Source organism: Aquariibacter albus, assembly GCF_014145335.1.
In the GTDB taxonomy this organism is placed as follows: Bacteria; Pseudomonadota; Gammaproteobacteria; order Burkholderiales; family Burkholderiaceae_C; genus Aquariibacter; species Aquariibacter albus.
The window spans coordinates 212575-238311 of record NZ_JACIVI010000003.1 but is presented as its reverse complement, the minus strand read 5'-3'; the positions used below and the strand labels follow the sequence as shown (position 1 = coordinate 238311).

Below are 25737 nucleotides of genomic sequence, written 5' to 3'. Positions count from 1 at the left end.
TCCGCTTCCGCTCAGGCCTTGGCGTTGTTCTTGGCGTAGTCGATCGCGAGCTGGACGGTCGTGATCTTCTCGGCCTCTTCGTCCGGGATCTCGATGCCGAACTCGTCTTCGAGGGCCATCACCAGCTCGACGGTGTCGAGGGAGTCCGCGCCCAGGTCGGCCACGAAAGCCTTCTCGTTCGTGACTTCGGCTTCGGCCACGCCGAGTTGCTCGGCAATGATCTTCTTGACGCGGGCTTCGATATCGCTCATGTCTCCTCCTAGGAGAGTGCTGAAAAACAGCGCGGGATTCTATGCGGTCCGTGAGACGGTCCCGGGGCTGCGGGGGCCGGACGGTCGGCTTGACCGTCCGGGGTGAAGAAACGGGAGGCCGGGAGCGGCCTCAGGCCATGAACATGCCGCCGTTCACATGCAGCTCGCTGCCGGTGATGTAGGCGGCGGCCGGCGAGGCCAGGAAGGTGACGGCGGCGGCGATCTCCTCGGCCTGGCCCAGACGGCCCAGGGGAATCTGCTGCATCAGCGCATCCTTCTGCGCCTGGGGGAGCTCATGCGTCATGTCGGTGGCGATGAAACCGGGCGCCACGCAGTTGACGGTGATGTTGCGGCTGCCCAGTTCGCGGGCCAATGCACGGGTCATGCCTGCCACGCCCGCCTTGGCCGCCGCGTAGTTGGCCTGGCCGGCATTGCCGGACGCGCCGACCACCGAGGTGATCGAGATGATGCGGCCCTGGCGCTGCTTCATCATCGGCCGGATGGCCGCACGGCTGGCGCGGAAGACGGCGCGCAGATTGGTGTCGTGCACCGCGTCCCAGTCGGCGTCCTTCATGCGCATGGCCAGGGTGTCGCGGGTGATGCCGGCGTTGTTCACCAGGATGTGCAGGCCGCCATGGGTGCTGACGATGCCCTCGATGGCGGCGTCCAGCGCGGCGTCGTCGGTCACATCCAGCTTCAGGCCCAGGCCGCCCTGCGGAGCCAGGGCCTCGCCGATGGCCGCCGCGCCGCTGTCGCTGGTGGCGGTGCCGATCACCTTGGCGCCTTGTTCGGCCAGGCTCAGCGCGATGGCACGGCCGATGCCGCGGCTGGCGCCGGTGACCAGGGCCACCTGGCCGGCGAGGGAGAGGTTCAGGCTCATCGGATGGGCTTTCTTCGACGTTCGTTCGGGCGGGCTCAGCCCAGCAGCGCGCGGGTGTCGGCCAGGCTGGCCGGGTCGGCGATGCCGGCGGTCGTCATCGCGGGCTCGATGCGCTTGACCAGGCCCTGCAGCACCTTGCCGGGGCCGCACTCGACCACGTGGGTGATGCCGCGTGCGGCCAGGGCCTGCACGGTGCCGACCCAGCGCACCGCGCTGTAGGTCTGGCGCACCAGCGCGTCGCGGATCTGGTCGGGCGTGCCGGCCCAGCTCAGGTCGACGTTGTGGATCAGCGGGATCTGCGGCGCGTTCAGCGGGGTCTGCGCCAGGCGCTCGCGCAGGGCCTCGGCAGCCGGGCGGATCAGGCTGGAGTGGAAGGGCGCGGACACCGCCAGCGGCAGCGCGCGCTTGGCGCCCGCCGCCTTGAGCTTCTCGCAGGCCAGGGCGATGCCGGCGGCGCTGCCGGCGATCACCGTCTGCGCCGGGTCGTTGAAATTGGCGGCCTCGACGACTTCGCCGCTGGCCGCGGCCAGCTCGGCACAAAGCTCGACCACCTTCTCGGCCGGCAGGCCGAGGATGGCGGCCATGCCACCGGTGCCCACCGGCACCGCCGCCTGCATGGCCTGGGCGCGCAAGCGGACCAGCGGCACCGCATCGGCCAGGCTGAGCACGCCGGCAGCGACCAGGGCGCTGTACTCGCCCAGCGAATGGCCGGCCACCGCGGCCGGCAGCGCCCCACCCTCGGCCCGCCAGGCCCGCCAGGCGGCGACCGAGGCGGTCAGCATGACCGGCTGGGTGTTGGTGGTCAGGTCGAGCTGTTCCTTCGGGCCCTGGGCGATCAGCGCGCCCAGGTCCTCGCCCAGCGCGGCCGAGGCCTCGGCCAGCGTGTCGCGCACGGCGGGGTGGTCGCCCCAGGCATCGAGCATGCCCACGGTCTGCGAGCCCTGGCCGGGGAAGACGAAAGCAAGCGGGGTCGTCGTCATGGGAGATCGGGAAACAGGAAGGATGAAAGGGCGCGGCCCGCAGGCCGCCGCGGCGGCGGACTCAGAAGTCCAGCAGCACCGCACCCCAGGTGAAGCCGCCGCCGACGCCTTCGAGCAGCACGGTGTCGCCGCGCTGCACCTGGCCGCTGCGCACGGCCTCGTCCAGCGCCAGGGGCACGGAGGCGGCCGAGGTGTTGCCGTGGCGGTCCACGGTGACGACCAGCTTCTCGGCCGGCAGACGCATCTTGCGGGCCGTCATCTGCATGATGCGGATGTTGGCCTGGTGCGGGATCAGCCAGTCCACGTCCTCGGGCGTGCGGCCGGCCTGGGCCAGCACCTTGCGGGCGGCTTCTTCCAGCACGCCGACGGCCAGCTTGAAGACGGCCTGGCCGTCCATGCGCAGCAGCGGCTCGCCGATCACCCGGCCGCCGGACACGGTGCCGGGCGTGCAGAGGATCTCGACCTGGCGACCGTCCGCATTCAGCGTGCTGGCCAGCAGGCCGGGGGTCTCGCTGGCCTCCAGCACGACGGCGCCGGCACCGTCGCCGAAGAGCACGCAGGTCGTGCGGTCCTTGAAGTCGAGGATGCGCGAGAAGACCTCGGCGCCGATCACCAGCGCGCGCCGCGCGGTGCCGGTGCGGATCAGTGCGTCGGCCACCGTCAGGCCGTAGACAAAGCCCGAGCAGACGGCCTGCACGTCGAAGGCCGCGCCGCCCGGCACGCCGAGCTTGCGCTGCACGATGCAGGCGGTCGAGGGGAAGACCATGTCCGGCGTGGACGTGGCGACCACGATCAGGTCGATGTCGGCCGGGGTGCAGCCGGCGGCCTCCAGCGCGTGGCGGGCGGCTTCCACCGCCAGGTCGCTGGCGCTCACGCCCTCGGCGGCGAAGTGGCGGAAGCGGATGCCGGTGCGCTCGACGATCCAGTCGTCCGAGGTCTCGATGCCGTCGGCCGCCAGGCGATCCACCAGGTCCTGGTTGCTCAGGCGCCGGGGCGGCAGGTGGCTGCCGGTGCCGGCGATGCGCGTGAAGCGCGTCGGGGAAGGAGAGGAGGCCATGCGCGGAATCTCGAAGGGAACGCGGGCGGCCTCAGGCCGCGGCGGGGGTCGGCGCGTCGGCACGGGCCGGCGGCGCGGCCTGCAGGCGATCGTGAACCCGCTGCATCAGACCGCGCCGGGCCGCATCGTGGGCGCGGCTCAGGGCCTGCTCGAAGGCGAAGGCATCGGCCGAGCCGTGGCTCTTGAAGACCAGGCCCCGCAGGCCGAGCAGGGCCGCACCGTTGTAGCGCCGGTGGTCGACCCGCGCCTTGAAGTGCTTGAGCACCGGCAGGGCGACCAGCGCCGCCAGCTTGGCGTAGGGCGTGCGGGTGAATTCCTGCTTGATGAAGTTCGACAGCATGGCCGCCAGGCCCTCGGCCGTCTTCAGCGCGACATTGCCGACGAAGCCATCGCAGACCACGATGTCCGTCGTGCCCTTGAAGATGTCGTTGCCCTCGACGTTGCCGTGGAAGTTCAGGCGACCGGACTCGCCGGCGGCGCGCAGCAGCTCGCCGGCCTGCTTGATGACCTCGCTGCCCTTGATCGCCTCCTCGCCGATGTTCAGCAAACCGACGCTGGGATCGTTCTTGCCGTCGACGGCCGCGACCAGGGCGCTGCCCATCAGCGCGAACTGCAGCAGGTGCTCGGCCGTGCAATCGACATTGGCCCCCAGGTCCAGCACGGTGGTGTAGCCATCGAGCTGGTTGGGCATCACGGTGGCGATGGCCGGCCGGTCGATGCCCTCGACCGTCTTGAGCAGGTAGCGGGCCACCGCCATCAGCGCGCCGGTGTTGCCGGCCGACACGCAGACATCGGCCTGCGCGCGCCCGTCCTCGCCGGCCTTCAGCAGGCCGAGCGCGACACGCATCGAGGAGTCCTTCTTGCGGCGCAGCGCCACCTCGACCGCATCGTCCATGGTCACGACCTCGGTCGCGGCGACGATGCGCGTGCGCGGCCAGCCGGCGGCCTCGGCCAGGGCCTCGGGCCGGCCGACGAGCCGAAGCTCCGCCTCCGAATGCTGTTCGAGGAAACGACGGCAGGCCGGCAGCGTGATGGCCGGACCGTGGTCGCCCCCCATCGCGTCGACCGCCAGCCGGATCGGCAGGGCTGCGCTCATCGCATGCGGGCGCCGGGGCTCAGCGCGACTGCAAAGGAGACGCCCGGCCGCCTGCAGAACAGGGGGCCGGGCGGCAGGGTCGCGCCGTGCGGGGCCGATTGCCGTCCGCGGCGCGAACGGCGACCGGCCGGATCACGCTCAGGCATCGGCCTTGGTCTTCAGCACCTTGCGACCGCGGTAGAAACCGGTCGGGCTGATGTGGTGGCGCAGGTGGATTTCGCCCGTGGTCGGCTCGATCGCGGTGCCCGGCTGGTTCAGGGCGTTGTGCGAGCGGTGCATGCCGCGCTTGGAGGGCGACTTCTTGTTCTGTTGAACGGCCATGGTTGGCTCCAGTAAAGCAAGACGGACGGGGCTCGAAAGCCGCAGTGGCGTCCGAGGTAAAGCCCGCGAGTGTAGCAGGGTGGCGAAGGGCGTCCGGTTTCAGCGTGCCGGCCCACGGCCCTTGCGCCGCGGCGGGCGCGCCGGCTCCGCCGCGCCGGACCCGGCTTCGGACCCGGCCGGCGGACCGCCCAGGCTGGCCCGCAACGCGGCCAGGCCGGCGAAGGGCTGGATCCGCGGCGCCTCCGGTGCCTCGGCCTGCGGCAGATCGGCCCCTTCGACCTCGGGCAGGGCATCCCCCACCCCCAGGGCCTGCGCACCCGGCAGGGGCGCGGGGCAGCGGGCATGGCGCGGCACCAGCGGCAGGTCGAGCAGCAGTTCGTCCTCGACCCAGGCCTGCACATCGAGGCGGCGCGTCATCGCCAGCACATCCTCGTCGCTCAGGGCATCGAGCTCGGCCGCCTGGTGCTCGTCGCGGACGAAGCGCACGCTGCGGTCGATCTGCAGCAGCGTCTCCACCGGGGCCAGGCAGCGCTGGCAGCTCAGGAAGAGGCGGGCCTCGGCCCGGAGGTGCAGACGGACGACGGGGTCGCCGCCGGTCCGCGGGCGATGCTCGCCGCGCAGCGACCACTGCACCAGGTCCTCGGCACCGGGCCGGGCCTCGGGCGCGGCGGACTCGCTCAGGCGCTCCAGCTCGGCCAGCGGCCAGCGGCCGGAGAGGTCCTGGCCGGCCTCGGCAAAGGCAGCGACATCGAGGGCTCGGGGGTTGGCGGGGCGCAGACTCATCCACCACAGTTTAGGCGGCGGCCCCTCACGCCCGGCCGGCCGGGCGCGACGCCGACAATCCCGGCATGACCGCCGCCCCGCTGATTCTCGGCTCCAGCTCGCGCTACCGCGCCGAGCTGCTGGCCCGCCTGCACCTGCCCTTCACCTGCGTCGCGCCCGAGGTCGACGAAAGCCCGCGGCCGGGCGAATCCCCGCAGGCCCTGGCCGAGCGCCTGGCCCGCAGCAAGGCGCTGGAGGTGGCCCGCCGCCACCCCGACGCCTGGGTGATCGGCGCCGACCAGGTGGCCGACCTGGCCGGCGAAGCGCTCGGCAAGCCCGGCGACGCGGCAGGCGCGCGCGCCCAGCTGCAGCGCCTCTCGGGCCGGTCCGTGGTCTTCCACAGCGCCCTGGCCCTGGTCGGGCCGGGCGGCCTGCAGGGCGAACACTGCATCCCCGTGCGGGTGCGCTTCCGCCGCCTGGACGAGGCGGCGATCGCGCGCTACATCGCGCGGGAGCCGGCCTTCGACTGCGCGGGCAGCGCGAAGTGCGAAGGCCTGGGCATTGCGCTGCTGGAAGCGATCGAAAGCGAGGACCCGACGGCCCTGATCGGCCTGCCCCTGATCGCCACCGCCGCCCTGCTGCGTGGCGTCGGTCTGGACCCGCTGGGGGCTGCGGCATGAGCGCCGGCCGCCTGATCCTGGTGCCCAACACCCTGGACCTCGGTGCCCTCGAGGCCGGCGAAGCGCCGCCCGACCTGCGCGAGGTGCTGCCCCAGGCCGTGCTGCGCGAGGCCGCCCGGCTCGGCCACTGGGTGGGAGAGAACGCCAAGACCACCCGCGCCTTCCTGAAACGGGTCGATGCCGTGCAGCCCCTGGCCCAGCCGCTGCAGGCCGTGGCCATCACCGAGCTGCCGCGCCCGGCCAAGGGCCGGCCGCAGGCAGCCGACCGGGTCGCGCTGCTGAAGGCGCACGAGGCCCTGCTCGCGCCGCTGCGCGCGGGGCAGGACCTGGGACTGATCTCGGAAGCCGGCCTGCCCGGGGTGGCGGATCCAGGCGCCGAGCTGGTGGCCGCGGCCCACCGCGAAGGCCTGGCCGTGGAGGTGCTGGCCGGTCCCAGCAGCCTGAGTCTGGCGCTGGCCGCCAGCGGCCTGCAGGGCCAGAGCTTCGCCTTCGCCGGCTACCTGCCGCAGGACGAGGCCGGCCGGGCGCAGCGCCTGCGCGAGCTGGAACAGCGTTCAGCGCGCGAGCAGCAGACCCAGCTCGCGATCGAGACGCCCTACCGCAATGCCGTGCTGATGGAGGCCCTGCTGCGCCATCTGCAGCCCGGCACCCGATTGGCCGTGGCCTGCGGCCTGACGCTGCCGGGCGGCTGGTGCCGCACGCGCAGCGTGTCGGCCTGGCGGACGGAACCGCCCAGCTTCCCGCGCCACCGGCCAGCGGTCTTTGCCTGGCTGGCGGCCTGAGCGGCCGGGGCCGGCGCGCCGGCAATGCGCAAGCCCCGGGGCTTGCGGAGGCGGGGCTTGAGCGCGCCGCTCAGCCCGCCGTGGGCCGTGGCGCCTGGCGCAGCCGCCACGCCGCCCAGCCCCAGGCCAGCAGCAGGCCCAGGGCATCGGCCAGCAGATCGGCCCAGGATGCGCTGCGGGTGGTGGTGAGCAGGCCCTGGCCGATCTCGACCAGCCCGCCATAGGCCAGCAGACCCAGCAGGGGCAGATGCAGCCGATCCGGCCAGGCGCGCTGCGCCATCCAGCCGAAGACCAGGAAGGCTGCGACGTGCTTGACCTTGTCGAAGTGCGGCAGCTCACCCGGCTCGGGGTGGTAGGGCTGCAGCGCGACGACCAGGCCCAGCAGCAGACCGCCGATCAGCAGCCGCCGCCAGGTCGACGGCGCCGCGAGGACCGCGGGCTTCAACCCTTGGGACCGCCCAGCAGGGCGGCAATCCGGCGGCGCGGCTTGATGAAGCGCGACAGGCTGTTGCCCGCCGCGGCAGGCGCCGGGGCACGGTCCCAGGCCGCGGTGGCCTGGTCCTCGGCCGGCGGCTCGTAGGGCCGGTCGAAGAAGGGATCGCTGGCCGGTGCGCGACGCGGCGGCGGGGGCGACGCGCTGCTGCGCCGGGGCGCGGCCGGCCGCTCGTCGCTGAAATCGGTCTCACGGGCGCGCGGCGGCAGGCTGCGGCGCGGACGCTCGTCGCGCAGTTCGTAGGGCTCGACCTCCAGCTTCTTCTTGAGCAGCTTCTCGATCTCGCCGGTCAGGCGGCCGTCGTCGCGATCGACGAAGGTGAAGGCCAGGCCCGAGGCCCCGGCCCGGCCGGTGCGGCCGATGCGGTGGACGTAGTCCTCGGCATGGAAGGGAATGTCGTAATTGAAGACCGCCGGCAGGTCGGCGATGTCCAGGCCGCGGGCGGCCACGTCGGTGGCCACCAGCAGGTCGACCTCGCCCGCCTTGAAGGCGGCCAGGGCCTTCAGGCGCTCGTCCTGCGACTTGTCGCCGTGCAGGGCGCTGGTGCGCAGGCCGTCGCGCTCGAAGGCCCGCGCCAGGCGCGCCGCGCCGAGCTTGCTGTTGACGAAGACGATGCTCTGGGTGATGCCGCGCTCGCGCAGGATCTGCCGCACGGCGGCGCGCTTGTCGTCTTCCTCGACGCGGTAGAAGCGCTGTTCGACGGTGGAGGCGGTGGCATTCGGTCGGGCCACCTCGACCAGCAGCGGGTCCTGCAGGTAGCTCTGGGCGAGCTTCTTGATCTCGGGCGAGAAGGTGGCCGAGAACAGCAGGGTCTGGCGGGTCTTGGGCAGGTAGCTGAGGATGCGCTGCAGGTCCGGCAGGAAGCCGATGTCGAGCATGCGGTCGGCCTCGTCGAGCACCACGTACTCGACCTGCGAGAGGTTGCAGTTCTTGGCCTCGATGTGGTCGAGCAGGCGGCCCGGCGTGGCGATCAGCACCTCCACGCCCTTCTTCAGCTCCAGGGTCTGCGGCTTCATGTCGATGCCGCCGAAGACCACGGTGGAGCGCAGCTGGGTGTGCCTGGCGTAGGTCTTGACGTTGTTGGCGACCTGGTCGGCCAGTTCGCGCGTCGGCGCCAGCACCAGCGCACGCACCGGGTGGCGGGCCGGCGAGACGCTGGCGCTCTCGTGCCGCATCATCTTCTGGAGCAGCGGGATGGAGAAGGCCGCCGTCTTGCCGGTGCCGGTCTGGGCCGCGCCCATCACGTCCCGGCCGGACAGGACCACCGGGATGGCCTTGGCCTGGATCGGCGTCATGGTTTCGTAGCCGGCATCGGCCACGGCCCGCAGGAGCTTGGCGTCCAGCGGCAGGGTGGAGAAACGGGCGGGGGGCGCATCAACCTGCGCCTCGGGGGTGTTTTCTGCTTGCATCGGGGGGGGATTATCGACGCGAAGCGGGAATCGCCCGAAACAGCCGGCCCGGGTTTTGCAAGCCCTGTCGATGCGACCCCGGGATCGCGGCCCCGCGCCTGTGGCGGGACGGCCTCGCCTCCCGGGGGACACGCAAGACTCCGTCGTTATAGTGCGCTCGCCCCTTCGATACCGCCACGCGCGGCACGTCCACCCATGTCCATCGTTCCCGTCATCCTGTCCGGGGGTTCCGGCACCCGCCTGTGGCCGCTGAGCCGCGCGCTGTATCCGAAGCAGTTTCTCGCCCTCGGGGGCGAGCACACCCTTCTGCAACAGGCCGTCCAGCGTTTGCAGGCCCTGGGACATCGGGCCGGCACGATGGGAGCCCCGCTGCTGATCGGCGCCGAGGGACACCGCTTCCTGCTGCTGGACCAATTGCGCGAGATCGGCGTTCAACCCGCTGCCGTCGTGCTGGAGCCTGCGGCGCGCAACACCGCGCCGGCCCTGGCGCTGGCTGCCCTGGCGGCGCTGGAAGACGGCGGCGACCCGGTGCTGCTGGTCAGCCCGGCCGACCAGACGGTGGGCGACACCGCCGCCTTCACGGCCCTGCTGGCCCAGGCCGTCGAGGCCGCGCAGGCCGGCCAGATCGTCACCCTGGGCGTGGCCCCGACCCGCCCCGAGACGGGCTACGGCTACATCAAGAGCACGGCCGCCGCCGACGGTGGCCCGGTGCGCCGCGTGCAGGCCTTCGTCGAGAAACCCGACCGCGCGACCGCCGAGCGCTACCTGGCCGAGGGCGGCTATGCCTGGAACAGCGGCCTCTTCGTGCTGAAGGCCTCGGCCTGGCTGGCGGCGCTGGACCGCTACCGGCCCGACATCGCCGCCGGCGCGCGCGCAGCCTGGGCCGCGCGCAAGCTGGACGCGCCCTTCGTGCGGCCGGACAAGGCCGCCTTCGAGGCCACGCCCTCCGATTCGATCGACTACGCGGTCATGGAACGCCTGCCCGGCGATGCCCAGGCCCCGGCCCCGCTGGTCACGCTGACCCTGGATGCCGGCTGGAGCGATCTCGGCGCCTGGGATGCCGTCTGGCAGGTCGGCGCAGCCGATGCCCAGGGCAATGTGGCCCAGGGCGACGTGCTGTTCGAGGACAGCCAGAACACCCTGGTGCATGCCACGAGCCGGCTGGTGGCCACCGTCGGCGTCGAGGACCTCGTCGTCGTCGAGACCCCCGATGCCGTGCTGGTGGCCGACCGCAGCCGCAGCCAGCAGGTCAAGCAGATCGTCGCGCGCCTGCAGCAATCCGGCCGCGGGGAAGGCGAACTGCACCGCCGCGTGCACCGCCCCTGGGGCTGGTACGACAGCGTGGACGCCGGGCCGCGATTCCAGGTCAAGCGCATCCTGGTGAAGCCCGGGGCCTCGCTGAGCCTGCAGATGCACCATCATCGTGCCGAGCACTGGATCGTCGTCTCCGGCACCGCCGAGGTCACCTGCGGCAGCAGCAAGCGCCTGTTCAGCGAGAACCAGAGCACCTACATCCCGCTGGGCGAGACCCACCGTCTGGCCAACCCCGGCAGCATCCCGCTCGAGATCATCGAGGTGCAGTCCGGCAGCTACCTGGGCGAGGACGACATCGTCCGCTTCGAAGACACCTACGGCCGCAACTCGGCAGACAAGACATGATTCTCGTGACCGGAGGCGCCGGCTTCATCGGCAGCAATTTCGTCCTCGACTGGCTGGCCGATCCGGCCGCCGAGGGCGTCGTCAACCTCGACGCCCTGACCTATGCCGGCAACCTGGCCAATCTGGCCTCGCTGAAGGACGACCCGCGGCATGTCTTCGTGCATGGCGACATCACCGACCGCGCACTGATCGACCGCCTTCTGGCCACCCATCGCCCGCGCGCCCTCGTGCACTTCGCGGCCGAAAGCCATGTGGACCGCTCGATCCACGGTCCGGGCGCCTTCATGCGCACCAACGTCGACGGCACCTTCACGCTGCTGGAGGCCGCACGCGCCTTCTGGGGCACGCTCGAAGGCGCGGAGAAGGCGGCCTTCCGCTTCCACCACGTCAGCACCGACGAGGTCTACGGCTCGCTCAAGCCCAGCGACCCGCCCTTCGCCGAGACCAACCCCTACGAGCCCAACAGCCCCTACTCGGCCAGCAAGGCCGCGTCGGACCACCTGGTGCGGGCCTGGCACCACACCTACGGCCTGCCGGTGGTCACAACCAACTGCTCGAACAACTACGGGCCCTATCACTTCCCCGAGAAGCTGATCCCGCTGATGATCGTCAACGCCCTGGCCGGCAAGCCCCTGCCCGTCTACGGCGATGGTCAGCAGATCCGCGACTGGCTCTATGTGAAGGACCACTGCAGCGCCATCCGCGCCGTGCTGGCCGGCGGCCGCCTCGGCGAGACCTACAACATCGGCGGCTGGAACGAGCAGGCCAACATCGACATCGTCAACATCGTCTGCAGCCTGCTCGACGAGCTGCAGCCCGACCCGGCCGGCCCCTATGCACGCCTGATCACCTACGTGACCGACCGTCCGGGCCACGACCGCCGCTACGCCATCGACGCCCGCAAGATCGAGCGCGAGCTCGGCTGGCGCCCGGCCGAGACCTTTGCCACCGGCATCCGCAAGACGGTGGCCTGGTACCTGGCAAACCGCGAGTGGGTGGCCGAGGTGCAGAGCGGCAGCTACCGCGACTGGCTGGCCCGCAACTATGGCGGCCGCGTCGCGGACCCCGCCTGAGGCCGCCCCGATGAAGATCCTGCTGCTGGGCAAGGGCGGCCAAGTCGGCTGGGAGCTGCAGCGTGCCCTCGCGCCGCTGGGCGAACTGGTCGCGCTGGGCACCCAGAGCCAGGATCTGGCCGCAGACTTCCGCCAGCCCGAGGCCCTGGCCGCCACCGTGCAGGCGGTGCGACCCGACGTGATCGTCAATGCCGCGGCCTACACCGCCGTCGACAAGGCGGAGAGCGAGCCGGCCGTGGCGGCCACCATCAATGCCGTTGCGCCCGGCGTGCTGGCCCGCGAGGCCGCCGCGCTTGGCGCGACCCTGCTGCACTACAGCACCGACTATGTCTTCGACGGCAGCGGCGACACACCGCGCGACGAGGAGGCTGCCACCGGCCCGCTCAGCGTCTACGGCCGGACCAAGCTGGACGGCGAGGAGGCCATCCGGGCCAGCGGCTGCCGCCACCTGATCCTGCGCACCAGCTGGGTCTATGCGGCCCGCGGGGGCAACTTCGCCAAGACCATGCTGCGTCTGGCGGGTGAGCGCGAGCAGCTCACGGTCATCGACGACCAGATCGGCGCACCGACCGGGGCCGACCTGCTGGCCGACCTGAGCGCGCACGCCCTGCGCCGCCTCGCCCAGGAGCCCACCCTGGCGGGCACCTACCACGCGGTGGCCGGCGGTGAGGTGAGCTGGCACGGCTACGCCCGGCACGTCATCGAATGGGCCCGCGCCCGCGGCCACGCCCTGCGCGTAGCCCCCGAGGCCATCCTGCCGATCCCGACCCGCGCCTACCCCACGCCGGCGCAGCGTCCGCTGAATTCCCGCCTCGACACCCGCAAGCTGCGCCGCGCCTTCGACCTAAACCTGCCGCACTGGCAGCCGGGGGTCGACCGCATGCTGAGCGAAGTGCTCGGCGCCTGACGTCCTTTCCCGACTCCACGGTTTCCCATGCAACGCAAAGGCATCATCCTCGCGGGCGGCTCCGGCACCCGACTGCATCCGGCCACCCTGGCCGTCAGCAAACAGCTGCTGCCGGTCTACGACAAGCCGATGGTGTACTACCCGCTGACGACGCTGATGCTGGCCGGGATCCGCGACATCCTCATCATCAGCACGCCGCAGGACACGCCGCGCTTCCAGGCCCTGCTGGGCGACGGTTCGCAATGGGGCCTGAACCTCAGCTACTGCGTGCAGCCCAGCCCGGACGGCCTGGCCCAGGCCTTCATCCTCGGCCGCGACTTCGTCGGCGGCGCACCCAGCGCGCTGGTGCTGGGCGACAACATCTTCTACGGCCACGACTTCCAGGGCCTGCTGCGCAATGCCGCAGCACGGACGGAAGGCGCCAGCGTGTTCGCCTATCACGTGCAGGATCCGGAGCGCTACGGCGTCGTCGAGTTCGACGCCGCGCAGAACGCGATCAGCATCGAGGAGAAGCCGGCCGTCCCCAAGAGCCACTACGCCGTCACCGGCCTGTACTTCTACGACAGCCAGGTCTGCGACATCGCGGCCGACATCCAGCCCTCGGCCCGCGGCGAGCTGGAGATCACCGAAGTCAACGCCCGCTACCTCGCGCAGCAGCAGCTCAGCGTCGAGATCATGGGCCGCGGCTACGCCTGGCTGGACACCGGCACCCACGACAGCCTGCTCGAGGCCGGCCAGTTCATCGCCACCCTGGAGAAGCGCCAGGGCCTGAAGGTGGCCTGCCCGGAGGAGATCGCCTACCGCAGCGGCTGGATCGATGCCGCAACCCTCGAACGCCTGGGTCAGGCGCTGAAGAAAAACGGTTATGGTCAGTACCTGCTGAAGATCCTCACGGAGAAGGTGTTCTGATGCAGATCACGCCCACGCGGCTGCCGGAAGTCCTGGTGATCGAACCGAAGGTTTTCGGCGACGATCGCGGCTTCTTCACCGAAAGCTTCAACCAGCGCGTGTTCGATGCCGCGCTGGGCGGGCCGACGACCTTCGTTCAGGACAACCACTCGCGCTCCGTACGCGGCGTGCTGCGCGGCCTGCACTACCAGCTCGACCCGCATGCCCAGGGCAAGCTGGTGCGCGTCGTGGCCGGCAAGGTCTTCGATGTGGCGGTCGACATGCGCCGCAGCAGCCCCCGCTTCGGCCAATGGGCCGGTTTCGAACTGAGCGCCGAGAACCATCGCATGGCCTGGATCCCGCCGGGCTTCGCGCACGGCTTCCTGGTGCTGAGCGAGGTCGCCGACTTCCTCTACAAGACGACCGACTACTACGCCCCGGCCAGCGAAGGCGCGGTCCGCTGGGACGATCCGACGATCGGGATCGAGTGGCCCGCGCTGGGCGTCGCGCCGACCCTCTCGCCCAAGGACCTCGCCGCCCCGCAGCTGGCCGACGCGAAGCATTTCGCCTGAGCCATCCGGCGGCGGCGGCCGCAGGCGGGGAGGCCGGCGGCGGGATGCGCGAGACTCCGGGCTTCGCTGCCGGGCCACCCTGGCCGGCAGCGTCCCGCCTCCCCCCGCCCCACCGCCTCCACCGATGTCCACGCTCCCGATCGAGATCACCCCGGCGATCACCGTCGCCAACGATGCCCCCTTCGTCCTGTTCGGCGGCATCAATGTGCTGGAGTCGCGCGAGCTGGCCCTGCAGGCGGCCGAAGCCTATGTGCAGGTCTGCGCGAAGCTGAAGATTCCCTATGTCTTCAAGGCCAGCTTCGACAAGGCCAACCGCTCGTCCATCCATTCCTACCGCGGCCCGGGCCTGGACGAAGGCCTGAAGATCCTGCAGGAGGTCAAGCAGACCTTCGGCGTGCCGGTGATCTCCGACGTGCACGAGCCCTGGCAGTGCGCGCCGGCCGCCGAGGTCATCGACGTGCTGCAGCTGCCGGCCTTCCTCGCGCGGCAGACCGATCTCGTCGTCGCCCTCGCCCGCACCGGCCGGGTCGTCAACATCAAGAAGCCGCAGTTCCTCAGCCCGCACCAGGTCGGCAACATCGTCGAGAAGTTCCGCGAGGCCGGCAACGAGAGGATCCTGCTCTGCGACCGCGGCACCTGCTTCGGCTACGACAACCTCGTGGTCGACATGCTGGGCTTCGACGTGATGAAGAAGATCAGCGGCGGCCTGCCGCTGATCTTCGACGTGACCCACGCCCTGCAGCAGCGCGACCCGCTGGGCGCCGCCTCCGGCGGTCGCCGTCAGCAGGTGGCCGAGCTGGCGCGGGCCGGCATCGCCGTCGGCCTGGCCGGGCTGTTCCTGGAGGCCCACCCCGACCCGGCGCGCGCCAAGTGCGACGGCCCCAGCGCCCTGCCGCTGGATCGGCTGGAGCCCTTCCTGCGCCAGATCCAGGCCCTCGACCAGCTGGTCAAGGGCTTCGAGCCGCTGCGCATCGACTGAGCCCGCGGCCGGTGGCCCGGCCAGGCCGGAGCCGCCGGGTCGGCTATCCTGACGGGTTGCGCGCCGCCGCCGGCCGCTTTCCGTGTTCCTGTCCCGTGCTGATCGTCCGATGACTGCCGCCCTGACCCATTTGCAACGCCTCGAAGCCGAAAGCATCCACATCCTGCGCGAAGTGGTGGCCGAGGCGGACAAGCCGGTGATGCTCTATTCCATCGGCAAGGACAGCTCGGTGATGCTGCACCTGGCGAAGAAGGCCTTCTACCCGGCCCCGCCGCCCTTCCCGCTGCTGCATGTGGACACCACCTGGAAGTTCCAGGCCATGTACGCGATGCGCGAACGCATGGCGCGCGAACTGGGCATGGAACTGCTGGTGCACCAGAACCCCGAAGCCAAGGCCCTGGGGGTCAGCCCCTTCAGCCACGGTTCGCAGATCCACACCGACATGTGGAAGACCCAGGGCCTGAAGCAGGCCCTGGACCTGCACGGCTTCGACGCCGCCTTCGGCGGTGCACGGCGCGACGAGGAGAAGAGCCGCGCCAAGGAGCGCATCTTCAGCTTCCGCAGCGCCGAGCACCGCTGGGATCCGAAGAGCCAGCGACCCGAGCTGTGGAAGCTCTACAACGCACGCAAGCACAAGGGCGAGTCGATCCGCGTCTTCCCGATCTCCAACTGGACCGAGCTGGACATCTGGCAATACATCCACCTGGAGAACATCCCCATCGTGCCGCTCTACTACGCGGCCGAGCGGCCGGTGGTCGAACGCGATGGCACCCTCATCATGGTCGACGACGATCGCATGCCCCTGCGCCCCGGCGAGCAGCCGCAGCTGAAGAGCGTGCGCTTCCGGACCCTGGGCTGCTACCCGCTGACCGGGGCGGTGGAATCCACCGCCACCACGCTGCCGCAGATCATCCAGGAGATGCTGCTGACGACCACCTCCGAGCGCCAGGGTCGCATGATCGACCACGACACCGCCGCCTCGATGGAGAAGAAGAAGCAGGAAGGTTATTTCTGACATGGCCCACGTTTCCGACCTCATCGCCCAGGACATCGACGCCTACCTGCAGCAACACGAGCGCAAGAGCCTGCTGCGCTTCATCACCTGCGGCAGCGTGGACGACGGCAAGAGCACGCTGATCGGCCGCCTGCTCTATGAATCGAAGATGCTCTTCGAGGACCAGCTCGCCGCGATCGAGGCTGACTCCAAGAAGTGGGGCACCCAGGGTGAGAACATCGATTTCGCGCTGCTCGTCGACGGCCTGGCGGCCGAGCGCGAGCAGGGCATCACCATCGATGTGGCCTACCGCTTCTTCAGCACCGACCGGCGCAAGTTCATCGTCGCCGACACGCCGGGCCACGAGCAGTACACCCGCAACATGGTCACCGGCGCGTCCACGGCCGATGTCGCCATCCTGCTGATCGATGCCCGCCGTGGCGTGCTGACGCAGACCCGCCGCCACGCCACCCTGGTCTCGCTGCTTGGCATCCGCCACATCGTGCTGGCCATCAACAAGATGGACCTGATGGGCAACGACCAGGCCGTCTTCGACCGCATCGTGGCCGACTTCGGCGCCTTCGCGCAGCAGCTCGGCATGCAGGGCGTGACGCTGCACCCGATCCCGATGTCGGCCCTGGTGGGCGACAACATCACCGAGCGCAGCGCGCGCATGCCCTGGTACACGGGCCCGGCGCTGATGGAGTTCCTGGAGACCGTCGAGATCGACGACACCCGCCTGCAGCGCGGTCCCTTCCGCCTGCCGGTGCAGTGGGTCAACCGGCCCAACCTGGATTTCCGCGGCTTCGCCGGCCAGATCGCCGGCGGCGTGGTGCGCCCCGGCGACCGCGTGCGGGTGCTGCCCTCGGGCAAGGAAAGCACGGTCGCGCGCATCGTCACCGCCGACGGCGACCTGCCCGAGGCCGTGGCGGGCCAGTCCGTCACGCTGACCCTGGCCGACGAGATCGACTGCTCGCGCGGCGACCTGCTCTGCGGCCCGGACCAGCCGGCCGCGGCGGCCAGCCAGTTCGAGACCACCCTGGTCTGGATGCACGAAGAGCCGATGCGCCCGGGTCGTCGCTACCTGATGAAGCTGGGCACGGCCACCGTGCCGGCCACGGTCGGCGCGATCCGTCACCAGCTCAACGTGAACACGCTGGAGAAGCATCCGGCCGAACAGCTGGAGCTCAACGGCATCGCGGTCTGCACGCTGACGCTGGACAAGGCCCTGCCCTTCGATCCCTACGTGGCCAACCGGGACACCGGCGGCTTCATCCTGATCGACCGGCTCAGCAACAACACCGTCGGCGCCGGCATGCTGCTGCAGGCCCTGCAGGGCCCGCAGGCCCGCAGCACGCCGGTGGATGCAGCGGCACGGGCCGCGATCAAGCACCAGCAGGCGGCGGTGCTGGCCTTCGTCGGGGGCGAGGCCGGCGTGCGCGCCAGCCTGCTCGACCAGGCCGAGCGGGCCCTTCACGCCGCGGGTCGCCACACCCTGCGCCTGGAGCGCAGCGCGCTGCCCGCAGGCCTGCAGGCCGAGCTGCCCGCCACCCTGGCGCTGCTGCGCGAGGCCGGGCTGATCGTGCTGATCGGCAACGACACGGCCGAGGGTCTGGGCGAGGGCCTGATCCCGCTGCAGCTGGAGGCCACGGCCGGCGGCCTCAGCCTGAAGGCGGCACAAGCTCAGCCGCTCAGCCTGCCCGAGGGCGAAGACGGCGATCCCGCGCTGCGCGCCTGGCTGCTCGCCCTGCTGGGCTGAGGCCGCGCGGCCTCAGTGCCGCGCCGGCCGGTACTCCGGAATCACGCGGGCCAGCAGGGCCCGCACTTCGGCCGGGCTGGCGCTGTCGCGGGCCTGGATCCAGTCGAGCAGGGCAGGCGCGGCCTCGGCCGGCGGCGCGATCCGCGCCACCAGCAGGCGCTCGATCGCCGTGGGCAGGGTGGCGTCGGCATCGGCCAGCAGCTCCTCGTAGAGCTTCTCGCCGGGTCGCAGGCCGCTGAAGGCGATGGGGATCTCCTCCAGGCTGTGGCCGGCCAGGCGGATCATCTCGCGGGCCAGGTCGACGATCTTCACCGGCTCGCCCATGTCCAGCACGTAGACGCGGCCGCTCTCGCCGAGCACCGCGGCCTGCACCACCAGGCGTGCGGCCTCGGGGATGGTCATGAAGTAGCGGGTGATGTCCGGATGGGTCACCGTCACCGGCCCGCCGCGGGCGATCTGCGCCTTGAACTTCGGGATCACGCTGCCGCTGCTGCCCAGCACATTGCCGAAGCGCACGGCCATGAACTGCGTGCCGGGCTCGGTGGCGGCCAGATGGGCCAGTGCGATCTCGGCCGCGCGCTTGCTGGCGCCCATCACATTGGTGGGGTTCACCGCCTTGTCGGTGCTGATCAGCACGAAACGCTCGACACCCTGCTCGGCCGAGACCCGGCCGGCCTGCCAGGTGCCCAGGGTGTTGTTGCGCAGGGCCTGCCAGGCATTGGCCTCCTCCATCAGCGGCACATGCTTGTAGGCCGCGGCATGGAAGACGATCTGCGGCTGGCGCGCGGCCCACAGGCGGCGCAGGCCGTCGAGGTCGCGCACGTCACCGATCAGGGGCTCCACCGCCAGGTGCGGGAAGCGCTCGGCCAGCTCCTCGCTGATCGCGTAGAGGTTGAACTCGCTGAGCTCCAGCAGCAGCAGGCGGGCCGGGCCGTAGCGGGCCAGCTGGCGGCACAGCTCGCTGCCGATCGAGCCGCCCGCACCCGTGACCAGCACCACCTTGCCGCCCACGCCCTCGGCGATGCCGGCCTCGTCGAGCAGCACCGGCTCGCGGCCCAGCAGGTCCTCGGGCTCGATGTCGCGCACGCGGCTGACGGCGGCCCCTTCGCGCAGCTCGGCCTCGCTCGGCACGGTCAGCACGGGCAGGCCGACGGCCGCGGCCTGCTCGAAGACCTTGCGGCGGATTTCGCGCCGCAGCGAGGGCATGGCCACGATCACATGGCTGGCGCCATGCAGTTCGGCCAGTGCACGCAGGCGGTCGAGCCGGCCGAGGACCGGCACATTGCCGATGCGGCTGCCCTGCTTGGCCGCGTCGTCGTCGAGCAGGCCGACCACGGTCCAGCCCTGGTGCTGGATGCCGGCGATCAGCAGCCGCGCCGCATCGCCGGCGCCGAGCACGATGGCGCGCCGCGCGGCCCCGCCGCGGCCGCTGAGCCGCATCCGCAGGTGCTCGTAGAACATGCGGTAGGCAATGCGCACGCCGGCCAGGCCGAACAGCGTCATCAGCGGATGCAGGGCCAGCACCGCGCGCGGCGTGGCGTAGAGCCCGGCCATCTGCACCGCGCTGGCCGAGACCGCCCCGGCCACCAGGCAGACCAGGGCCAGGCGCTGCACCTCGCCAAAGCCGATGAAGCGCCAGACGGCCCGCGGCACGCCCAGGGCCACGCCCGCCGCGGCATAGACGATGACGATGCCCAGCAGCACCAGCGGGTCGTAGGACGGCCGCAGCGCGAACCAGTCGTCGAAGCCCAGGCGGAACAGGTAGGTGGCCTGCCAGGTGAAGGCCACGACCAGCGCGTCGATCAGCAGCGAAAGCGCGGTGCGGGCTGGCCGCAGCCGGGTGAGCAGCGCCTCGACGCGCAGCAGCCAGCCCCCGGGCGGCTCGGCCGGGGGCGGAACGGAGGGTGGCAGGCGGCTCATCGCTGGGGTCTCAGGAGGTCGGCGGCCGGGGGGCGGTCGCCCCCAGCAGCGCGGCCAGGGTCTGCAGGATCAGGCCGAGATCGGTGCGCAGGCTGGCACGCTCGGCATAGGCCAGGGCCAGGGCCAGCTTGCGCGGCAGCAGCTCCTCGACGTAGAGGCGCTCGGGGTCGGCGTCACCGGCCAGCAGGGCCGCCTCGTCGCGGAAGGCAAGCGAGGCGGGATCGGTGAGGCCCGGCCGCAGTGCCAGCAGGCGGGCCGCATCGGCCGCACCGAGCAGGCGCCCGTAGTGGGCCACGTAGCGGGGCAGTTCGGGCCGCGGACCGACCAGGCTCATCCGGCCCCGCAGCACATCGATCAGCTGCGGCAGCTCGTCGAGCTTGTGGCGCCGCAGCCAGGCGCCGACGCGGGTGATGCGCGTATCCTCGCCCACGGTGATGCCCGGGCCGCGCCGCTCGGCATCCGCCACCATGGTGCGGAACTTGTGGATGCGGAACAGCCGGCCGTGGCGCCCGACGCGCAGCTGGCGGAAGAAGACCGGCCCGGGCGAATCGAGCCGCACGGCCAGGGCGATCGCCACCATCGGCAGGGCCAGCAGCAGCAGGCCCAGGCCGGCGGCCAGCAGGTCGAGAAGGCGCTTGCCCACGGTGCCCCGGGCAGCCCGTTCAGGCCGCCGCACCCCGCAGCGTGTCGCGCACGGCGGCGATCACGCGATCGACCTGCTCGTCGCGCATCGCGCTGAACAGCGGCAGGCTGAGCATGCGCTCGTAGGCGCGCTGGCTGTGGGGGAAGTCGGTGGCGCGCAGGCCGTAGCGCTCGCGCCAGTAGGGGTGCAGGTGCAGGGGGATGTAGTGCACGCTGCAGCCGATGCGGCGGGCGTAGAGCTGCTCGATGAAGGCATCGCGGTCGCCGGTGTCGCCGCCGGCGCCCGGCCGGCCGGCGCCCAGGGCGGGCGCATCGTCGGCCAGGCGCAGCACGTAGAGGTGCCAGGCATGCAGGTCGTCCGGCGCGGTGGCGCCGGCCGCGCCGGGCCGCGGCGGCAGGATCACCGGCAGGTCGGCGAAGGCCGCGTCGTAGCGCGCGGCAATCGCGGCGCGGCGCGCACGGAAGGCTTCGGCCTGGCGGAGCTGCTGCAGGCCCAGGGCCGCGGCGATGTCGGTCAGGTTGACCTTGAAGCCGGGCGCCACGACCTCGTAGTACCAGCTCGGGGCCTGCGCGGTGAAACGGTCGAAGGCATCGCGGCTGATGCCGTGCAGGCGCATCACCTTGGCGCGCTCGGCCAGGGCCGGATCGCGGGTGACGAGCATGCCGCCCTCCCCCGTGGTGATGGTCTTGTTCGCGTAGAAGCTGAAGACGGTCGCGTCGCTGCCCAGCGTGCCCACCAGGGCGCCGCCACAGCTCGTGGGCAGGGCGTGGGCAGCGTCTTCCACCACCTTCAGGCCGTGGCGGCGGGCCAGGGCCAGCAGCGCCTCCATGGGCGCGGCCAGGCCGGCGTAGTGCACCGGCACGATGGCCTTGCTGCGCGGGGTGAGGGCCGCCTCCACCGCCGCCGGGTCGATGCAGAGCGTGGCCGGGTCGATGTCGACCAGCACCACATCGGCCCCCAGGTAGCGCACCACCTCGGCCGTGGCCGTGAAGGTGTGGGTGGTGGTGATCACCTCGTCGCCCGGGCCGATGCCCAGGGCCTCCAGCGCCAGGTGCAGGCCGGCGGTGGCGGAGTTCACCGCAATCGCCTGCAGCGCCGGATCGCCCCCCAGGAAGGCCACGAAGTCCTGCTCGAAGCGACGCGCCTTGGGCCCGGTCGTCACCCAGCCCGAACGCAGGGTGTCGACGACTTCGGCGATCTCGGCCTCGCCGATCTCCGGCAGGGCGAAGGGGACGAAGGGCGGCAGGTCCGCGGCGCGTTCACTCATCGGCAGGCCATGCGGGCTTCAGGCGCGCTTGGGCGCCGGGCGGCCGATGGCGTGGTACTCGATGCCGAGCTGGGCCATGTCGATCGGCTCGAAGAGATTGCGGCCGTCAAAGACCAGCGGCTGCTTGAGCTGGGCGCGGATCGCATCGAAATCCGGGCTGCGGAATTCCTTCCACTCGGTCACGATGAGCAGCGCGTCGGCCCCCGGCAGGGTTTCGGGCGCGCTGGCGGCGTAGCGCAGGCCGGCCTGGCCGGGCATGACGCGCTGGGCCTCCTCCATCGCCACCGGGTCGTAGGCCACGACCTCGGCCCCCCGGGCGATCAGGTCGGCCACGATCACGCGGCTCGGCGCCTCGCGCATGTCGTCGGTGCCGGGCTTGAAGGCCAGGCCCCACATGGCGAAGCGGCGGCCGCTCAGGTCGGCGCCGAAACGCGCCACCACCTTCTCGACCAGCACCTGCTTCTGACGTTCGTTGGCGGCTTCCACGGCCTCCAGCACGCCCAGGTTCAGGCCGACCTCGGCGCCGCTGCGCACCAGGGCCTTGACGTCCTTCGGGAAGCAGGAACCGCCGTAGCCGGCACCGGGGTAGAGGAAGTGGGTGCCGATGCGCGGATCGCTGCCGATGCCCTGGCGCACCCATTCGATGTCGGCGCCCACGCGCTCGGCCAGGCGCGAGAGCTCGTTCATGAAGCTGATCCGGGTGGCCAGCATGGCGTTGGCCGCGTACTTGGTGAACTCGGCGCTGCGCAGGTCCATCACCAGCAGGCGGTCACGGTTGCGCACGAAGGGGGCGTAGATCGAGCGCATCAGCAGGATCGCGCGCTCGTCCTCGGCGCCGACGATGATGCGGTCGGGCCGCATGAAGTCCTCGACCGCCGCGCCTTCCTTGAGGAACTCGGGGTTGGACACCACCGAGAACTCCATCGTCTCGCCCCGCGCGGCCAGGGCCTCGGCCACCGCCGCATGCACCTTGTCGGCCGTGCCGACGGGCACCGTGCTCTTGTCGACGATGACCTTGTAGTCGGTCATGCGCTCGCCGATCGCGCGGGCCGCGGCCAGCACGTACTTCAGGTCGGCCGAGCCATCCTCGTCCGGCGGCGTGCCCACCGCGATGAACTGCACCGTGCCATGGGCCACGGCCGCGTCGACATCGGTCGTGAACTCCAGGCGACCGCCCTTCGCATTGCGCTGCACCACCTCCAGCAGACCCGGCTCGTGGATGGGGATGCCGCCGTTGTTGAGGATTTCAATCTTCCGGGCGTCCAGGTCCAGGCAAACCACATGGTTGCCCATTTCGGCCAGACAGGCCCCAGTAACCAGACCGACATAACCGGTGCCGACGACAGTAATCTTCATGTGGATATCTTTGGGTGGGGGTGGAAGCTGCCGGGCGGGCGCGACAGCGATTGCCCGGGACTGTATCGCCATGCAAGGGCCGGGCCGGTGTCAGCCTGCATCCGCCCCCCGGAAAGGCGGTCGCTCGATCCAGGCCAGGCGATGGGTGCGCAGCAGGGGCAGCGCATTGGCCAGGGCCGGCAGGGCCGGGTGGAGGGCCGCCAGGCGCCGGGCGATCGGGGGGGCCAGCGTCACCCGACGACAGGCAAGACGCCCCTGCGGCCAGAGCTGGCGCAGCCGGGCCACCGGCACGCCGCGCACGTCCGGATTGCGCGGGTTGTCGACGGCGAAGTCGTAGCAGAGCACCGCGCCCCCCGGGCGCAGCCAGCGCCACATGGCATCGGCCAGGCGCTGCTGGAAGGCCGCGTCGAGCAGCGAGCTGAACACGGTGGAGGCCAGCACCAGGTCCTGGCTACCGGGCTCGACGGGCGCGATGCAGGCATCGCCCTCGATCACCGCCAGCCCGGCGGGCAGCAGGTCGCGGGCGCTGGCGGCGCGCTCGGGCAGCAGCTCCAGCCCGGTCAGGTGCTCGGGCAGCAGGCCCAGGCGCAGCCACTCCAGCAGGTTGCCGCCAGCGCCGCAGCCCACCTCGGTCAGCCGCAGGGCGGGCAGCTCGGCCCAGCGCGGATCGCGCCGCGCGGCCGCGCGCAGCAGGCCGGCCAGCGCGCGCTGGCGCTCGTGCACGGCCTGCATCACCTCGGCCCGGAGCATGCTGTAGCGCGCATCCAGCGCAGGCCGGCGGGCATAGCGCTCGACGACACGGGCGGTCTCGTCGGAGGCAGGGGACGGGCTCATGGGGCAGCTCAGCAGAGCGGGGAATGCAGGGGGCTCAGCGCGTCAGGCGGGTGGCCGAGGCCGCCGGGCCGCGACGCAGCAGCACCGTCTCCAGCAGCGCGCGGCCGAAGCCCAGACCGTAGCTCAGGTGCATGCAGGCAAAGGCGCAGGCAATGCCGAGCCAGGCGAGTGGCTCACGCCAGGGCCGGGCGTCGGCGGCCGCAGCGCCCAGCGCCAGCACGGCATAGAGACCGCCCAGGCTGGCGGCCAGGCCGCCGGCCGGCGGCCACCAGGGCGCCAGCAGCCCGCCACCCAGCAGCGTGGCCACGAAGCCGAAGGGCACCAGATGCCGCGGCGCGGCCGGCAGCCGGTGCTTGCGGATCACCGGCACCTTCCAGTAGCCGTACTGGTAGAACTGCCGCGCCAGGGCGCCAAAGCTGGCCCGTGGCGTGTACCAGCTGCGGATCGCCGCGCTCTGCCAGACCATGCCGCCGCTGCGGTGGATGCGCAGGTTCAGCTCGTCGTCCTGGTTGCGGACCAGGGCCGGGTCGAAGCCCCCCAGGCGCAGCAGCTCGTCCCGCCACCAGGCGCCGAGGTAGACCGTGTCGACCGGCCCCGACCAGCCCTCCCGCCGCGACGCCGCACCGCCCGAACCGAAGCGGCTCTCGAAGGCCCGCGCGATCGCCGCCTGCCGCGCACTGCGCGCCGGGCCGGGGCGCCAGGCCCCGCCGACACAGCTCGCGCCAGTGGTCTGCAAGGCCTGCACACAGGCGGCCACATAGTCCTCGGCGTAGACCGTGTGCACGTCCATGCGCACGACGACCTCGCCGCGCGCCTGCGCGATCGCGTGGTTCAGCGCGGTGGGCGTGATGCGCTCGGGGTTGTCGACCACGCGCAGCCGCGGCTCGGCCGCCGCGCGGGCCTCCAGCCGCGCCCGGGTGCCGTCGTCGCTGGCCCCGTCGGCCAGCACGATCTCCAGGGCCAGGCCCGGGGGCAGGCGCTGGGCCAGCACCGAGTCGAGGAAGGCATCGACATGCTCGCGCTCGTTGCGGCAGGGGACGATGAGGGAGACGGTCTGGGCCGACCGTGCGTCGGGCGTGCCCGTCATGGCCGATCCGCTCCCGGCCCGGCCATCAGCGCCTGGTAGAGGCGATCGACCGCGTCCATCTGGACGCGGCGGTCGCCATCCCGGGCGATCCGCTCGGCATTGCGCTGCCCCTCCTCGCGCAGCGCGGCATCGTCTGCCGCCAGCGCCATCAGGCGCTGGCCCAGGCCCGGACCGTCGCCCGCCGGCACCAGCATCCGGGGGGCCAGCCAGCAGCGATTGGCCGGCAGGTCGCTGGCCATCACCGCCAGGCCGCACGCCATGCTTTCGAGCACGGACACCGAGGTGGCGTCGCTCAGCGGCACGGAGATCGACAGCTTGCAGCGCCGCATCACGGCCGCCATGCCAGCGTCGTCGAGCCGGCCATGCAGGGTGACCCGATCGCTCAGCCCCAGGCGTCGGACCTGCTCGCGCAGCTCGGACGCGAGCGATCCCCCCCCGAGCAGGTGCAGGTGCAACGGGGACGCGAGGCCGCCGGGCTGGGCCGCGAGCTGGGCCACGGCCTCCAGGATGAGATCGATGCGGTAGTTGGGCTCCCAGCTGCGCAGGCTGACGATGTCCAGCGCGGGCTTCTCGGCCCAGGGCGCAGGCTGGAAGCGGCTGCGGTCCACGCCCCAGTGGATCAGCGCCCGCGGGGTGGCCGGACACAGCCGCTCCGCCGCGGCGAGCAGGTCGGCCGAATCGCCGGACACCCAGCGGGCCCGGCCCAGGGTCCAGGCCGTCAGCCACCGGAGCCAGGGCGTGCGCCAGGGGCTGACGAGCAGGTCCGTGCCCCAGGCAGTCATCACGCGGCGCGGGTGCGCACAGCGGGCCGCGAGGTAGCCGTAGGACGTGATGTAGTGGGCATGGAGGATATCCGGCCGCAGGGCCGCGACGGCGCGGCGGGCTTCGTCGACGCGGAACAGCCAGTCGCTCGTCCGGCGCACAGGGCGCAGCACGTGCATCTCGACCCCCTCGATCGGCTGGGGCCGGGCGGTGACCAGGCTGAGCGTCCAGCCGCGCTGCTGCATCTCGCGGACCCAGCGCTGGACGTGGACGCTGTTGGCATCGCCCAGCAAAGTGACATGCCCGCGGCTCATCGGCAGCCCCCG

General features: G+C 71.8%; 26 protein-coding genes. 10 read left to right on the top strand and 16 right to left on the bottom strand.

The features are described 5' to 3' along the window. Window positions 1–11: 11 nt before the first annotated feature. From acpP to H4F90_RS10470, 7 genes are all read right to left on the bottom strand, one after another. Window positions 12–251: an acyl carrier protein gene (acpP, locus tag H4F90_RS10500; RefSeq protein WP_182664281.1), complete on the bottom strand. Its 240-nt coding sequence runs from the start codon at window positions 249–251 to the stop codon at window positions 12–14. Between the two features lie 130 nt (window positions 252–381). Continuing rightward, the gene (fabG, locus tag H4F90_RS10495) at window positions 382–1131 is read right to left on the bottom strand and encodes a 3-oxoacyl-ACP reductase FabG (protein ID WP_182664279.1); all 750 of its coding nucleotides are present in this window, start codon (window positions 1129–1131) and stop codon (window positions 382–384) included. 35 nt (window positions 1132–1166) lie between these two features. Beyond that, window positions 1167–2111 carry an ACP S-malonyltransferase gene (gene fabD / locus H4F90_RS10490; protein WP_182664277.1) on the bottom strand — a complete coding sequence of 315 codons (945 nt, stop codon included), beginning with the start codon at window positions 2109–2111 and terminating at the stop codon, window positions 1167–1169. A 61-nt stretch (window positions 2112–2172) separates the two neighbouring features. Then, entirely contained in the window at window positions 2173–3168 is a 996-nt protein-coding gene (locus H4F90_RS10485; RefSeq protein ID WP_182664275.1) for a beta-ketoacyl-ACP synthase III, read from the bottom strand. Between the two features lie 31 nt (window positions 3169–3199). Then, window positions 3200–4264: a phosphate acyltransferase PlsX gene (gene plsX, locus H4F90_RS10480; protein ID WP_182664273.1), complete on the bottom strand. Its 1065-nt coding sequence runs from the start codon at window positions 4262–4264 to the stop codon at window positions 3200–3202. 138 nt (window positions 4265–4402) lie between these two features. Continuing rightward, entirely contained in the window at window positions 4403–4585 is a 183-nt protein-coding gene (gene rpmF, locus H4F90_RS10475; protein ID WP_182664271.1) for a 50S ribosomal protein L32, read from the bottom strand. 99 nt (window positions 4586–4684) lie between these two features. Beyond that, window positions 4685–5368 (bottom strand): YceD family protein, encoded by a 684-nt coding sequence (locus H4F90_RS10470; RefSeq protein ID WP_182664269.1) that lies wholly within the window; start codon window positions 5366–5368, stop codon window positions 4685–4687. Between the two features lie 65 nt (window positions 5369–5433). On the opposite strand from H4F90_RS10470, the gene H4F90_RS10465 reads away from it, so the two are divergent. Both H4F90_RS10465 and H4F90_RS10460 read left to right on the top strand, forming a co-directional pair. Next, window positions 5434–6027 carry a Maf family protein gene (locus H4F90_RS10465; RefSeq protein WP_182664267.1) on the top strand — a complete coding sequence of 198 codons (594 nt, stop codon included), beginning with the start codon at window positions 5434–5436 and terminating at the stop codon, window positions 6025–6027. Then, window positions 6024–6809, top strand: coding sequence for an SAM-dependent methyltransferase (locus H4F90_RS10460; RefSeq protein ID WP_182664265.1), 786 nt, complete (start codon window positions 6024–6026; stop codon window positions 6807–6809). The genes H4F90_RS10465 and H4F90_RS10460 overlap by 4 nt, the downstream gene beginning before the upstream one ends. 70 nt (window positions 6810–6879) lie before the next feature. On the opposite strand, the gene H4F90_RS10455 is transcribed toward H4F90_RS10460, so the two are convergent. Then, window positions 6880–7254, bottom strand: coding sequence for a VanZ family protein (locus H4F90_RS10455; protein WP_235972143.1), 375 nt, complete (start codon window positions 7252–7254; stop codon window positions 6880–6882). Then, on the bottom strand, window positions 7251–8711 hold the full coding sequence (locus tag H4F90_RS10450) for a DEAD/DEAH box helicase (RefSeq protein ID WP_182664263.1): 1461 nt from the start codon (window positions 8709–8711) through the stop codon (window positions 7251–7253). Before H4F90_RS10450 ends, H4F90_RS10455 begins: the two co-directional genes overlap by 4 nt. A 195-nt stretch (window positions 8712–8906) precedes the next feature. On the opposite strand from H4F90_RS10450, the gene H4F90_RS10445 reads away from it, so the two are divergent. The 8 genes from H4F90_RS10445 (at window position 8907) to cysN (ending at window position 17542) form a co-directional block, all read left to right on the top strand. Beyond that, complete coding sequence (locus H4F90_RS10445) at window positions 8907–10370, top strand: mannose-1-phosphate guanylyltransferase/mannose-6-phosphate isomerase (RefSeq protein WP_182664261.1); 1464 nt, start codon at window positions 8907–8909, stop codon at window positions 10368–10370. Continuing rightward, window positions 10367–11443: a dTDP-glucose 4,6-dehydratase gene (rfbB, locus tag H4F90_RS10440; RefSeq protein WP_182664259.1), complete on the top strand. Its 1077-nt coding sequence runs from the start codon at window positions 10367–10369 to the stop codon at window positions 11441–11443. The genes H4F90_RS10445 and rfbB overlap by 4 nt, the downstream gene beginning before the upstream one ends. 10 nt (window positions 11444–11453) lie before the next feature. Beyond that, window positions 11454–12350 carry a dTDP-4-dehydrorhamnose reductase gene (gene rfbD, locus H4F90_RS10435; protein WP_182664257.1) on the top strand — a complete coding sequence of 299 codons (897 nt, stop codon included), beginning with the start codon at window positions 11454–11456 and terminating at the stop codon, window positions 12348–12350. A 27-nt stretch (window positions 12351–12377) separates the two neighbouring features. Further along, the gene (gene rfbA, locus H4F90_RS10430; RefSeq protein WP_182664255.1) at window positions 12378–13259 is read left to right on the top strand and encodes a glucose-1-phosphate thymidylyltransferase RfbA; all 882 of its coding nucleotides are present in this window, start codon (window positions 12378–12380) and stop codon (window positions 13257–13259) included. Next, window positions 13259–13810, top strand: a complete 552-nt coding sequence (gene rfbC / locus H4F90_RS10425) for a dTDP-4-dehydrorhamnose 3,5-epimerase (RefSeq protein WP_182664252.1) — start codon at window positions 13259–13261, stop codon at window positions 13808–13810. Before rfbA ends, rfbC begins: the two co-directional genes overlap by 1 nt. Before the next feature lie 124 nt (window positions 13811–13934). Further along, window positions 13935–14789 (top strand): 3-deoxy-8-phosphooctulonate synthase, encoded by an 855-nt coding sequence (gene kdsA / locus H4F90_RS10420; RefSeq protein ID WP_182664249.1) that lies wholly within the window; start codon window positions 13935–13937, stop codon window positions 14787–14789. 88 nt (window positions 14790–14877) lie between these two features. Beyond that, window positions 14878–15804, top strand: coding sequence for a sulfate adenylyltransferase subunit CysD (gene cysD / locus H4F90_RS10415; RefSeq protein ID WP_268911862.1), 927 nt, complete (start codon window positions 14878–14880; stop codon window positions 15802–15804). A gap of 1 nt (window position 15805) precedes the next feature. Then, window positions 15806–17542 (top strand): sulfate adenylyltransferase subunit CysN, encoded by a 1737-nt coding sequence (gene cysN / locus H4F90_RS10410; protein WP_182664245.1) that lies wholly within the window; start codon window positions 15806–15808, stop codon window positions 17540–17542. Between the two features lie 12 nt (window positions 17543–17554). Here cysN and H4F90_RS10405 read toward each other — a convergent pair whose 3' ends face one another. The 7 genes from H4F90_RS10405 to H4F90_RS10375 all read right to left on the bottom strand — a co-directional run bounded on the left by H4F90_RS10405 (window position 17555) and on the right by H4F90_RS10375 (window position 25725). Beyond that, window positions 17555–19462, bottom strand: coding sequence for a polysaccharide biosynthesis protein (locus H4F90_RS10405; protein WP_182664243.1), 1908 nt, complete (start codon window positions 19460–19462; stop codon window positions 17555–17557). A 10-nt stretch (window positions 19463–19472) separates the two neighbouring features. Further along, window positions 19473–20105 (bottom strand): sugar transferase, encoded by a 633-nt coding sequence (locus H4F90_RS10400; protein ID WP_182664241.1) that lies wholly within the window; start codon window positions 20103–20105, stop codon window positions 19473–19475. Window positions 20106–20124: 19 nt separating this feature from the next. After that, on the bottom strand, window positions 20125–21372 hold the full coding sequence (locus H4F90_RS10395) for a DegT/DnrJ/EryC1/StrS family aminotransferase (protein ID WP_182664239.1): 1248 nt from the start codon (window positions 21370–21372) through the stop codon (window positions 20125–20127). Window positions 21373–21390: 18 nt separating this feature from the next. Next, window positions 21391–22728 (bottom strand): UDP-glucose dehydrogenase family protein, encoded by a 1338-nt coding sequence (locus tag H4F90_RS10390; protein WP_182664237.1) that lies wholly within the window; start codon window positions 22726–22728, stop codon window positions 21391–21393. A 90-nt stretch (window positions 22729–22818) separates the two neighbouring features. Next, window positions 22819–23562: a methyltransferase domain-containing protein gene (locus H4F90_RS10385; protein ID WP_182664235.1), complete on the bottom strand. Its 744-nt coding sequence runs from the start codon at window positions 23560–23562 to the stop codon at window positions 22819–22821. A 34-nt stretch (window positions 23563–23596) separates the two neighbouring features. Next, on the bottom strand, window positions 23597–24649 hold the full coding sequence (locus tag H4F90_RS10380; RefSeq protein ID WP_182664233.1) for a glycosyltransferase family 2 protein: 1053 nt from the start codon (window positions 24647–24649) through the stop codon (window positions 23597–23599). Further along, window positions 24646–25725: a glycosyltransferase gene (locus H4F90_RS10375; protein ID WP_182664232.1), complete on the bottom strand. Its 1080-nt coding sequence runs from the start codon at window positions 25723–25725 to the stop codon at window positions 24646–24648. The genes H4F90_RS10380 and H4F90_RS10375 overlap by 4 nt, the downstream gene beginning before the upstream one ends. Window positions 25726–25737 lie beyond the last annotated feature (12 nt).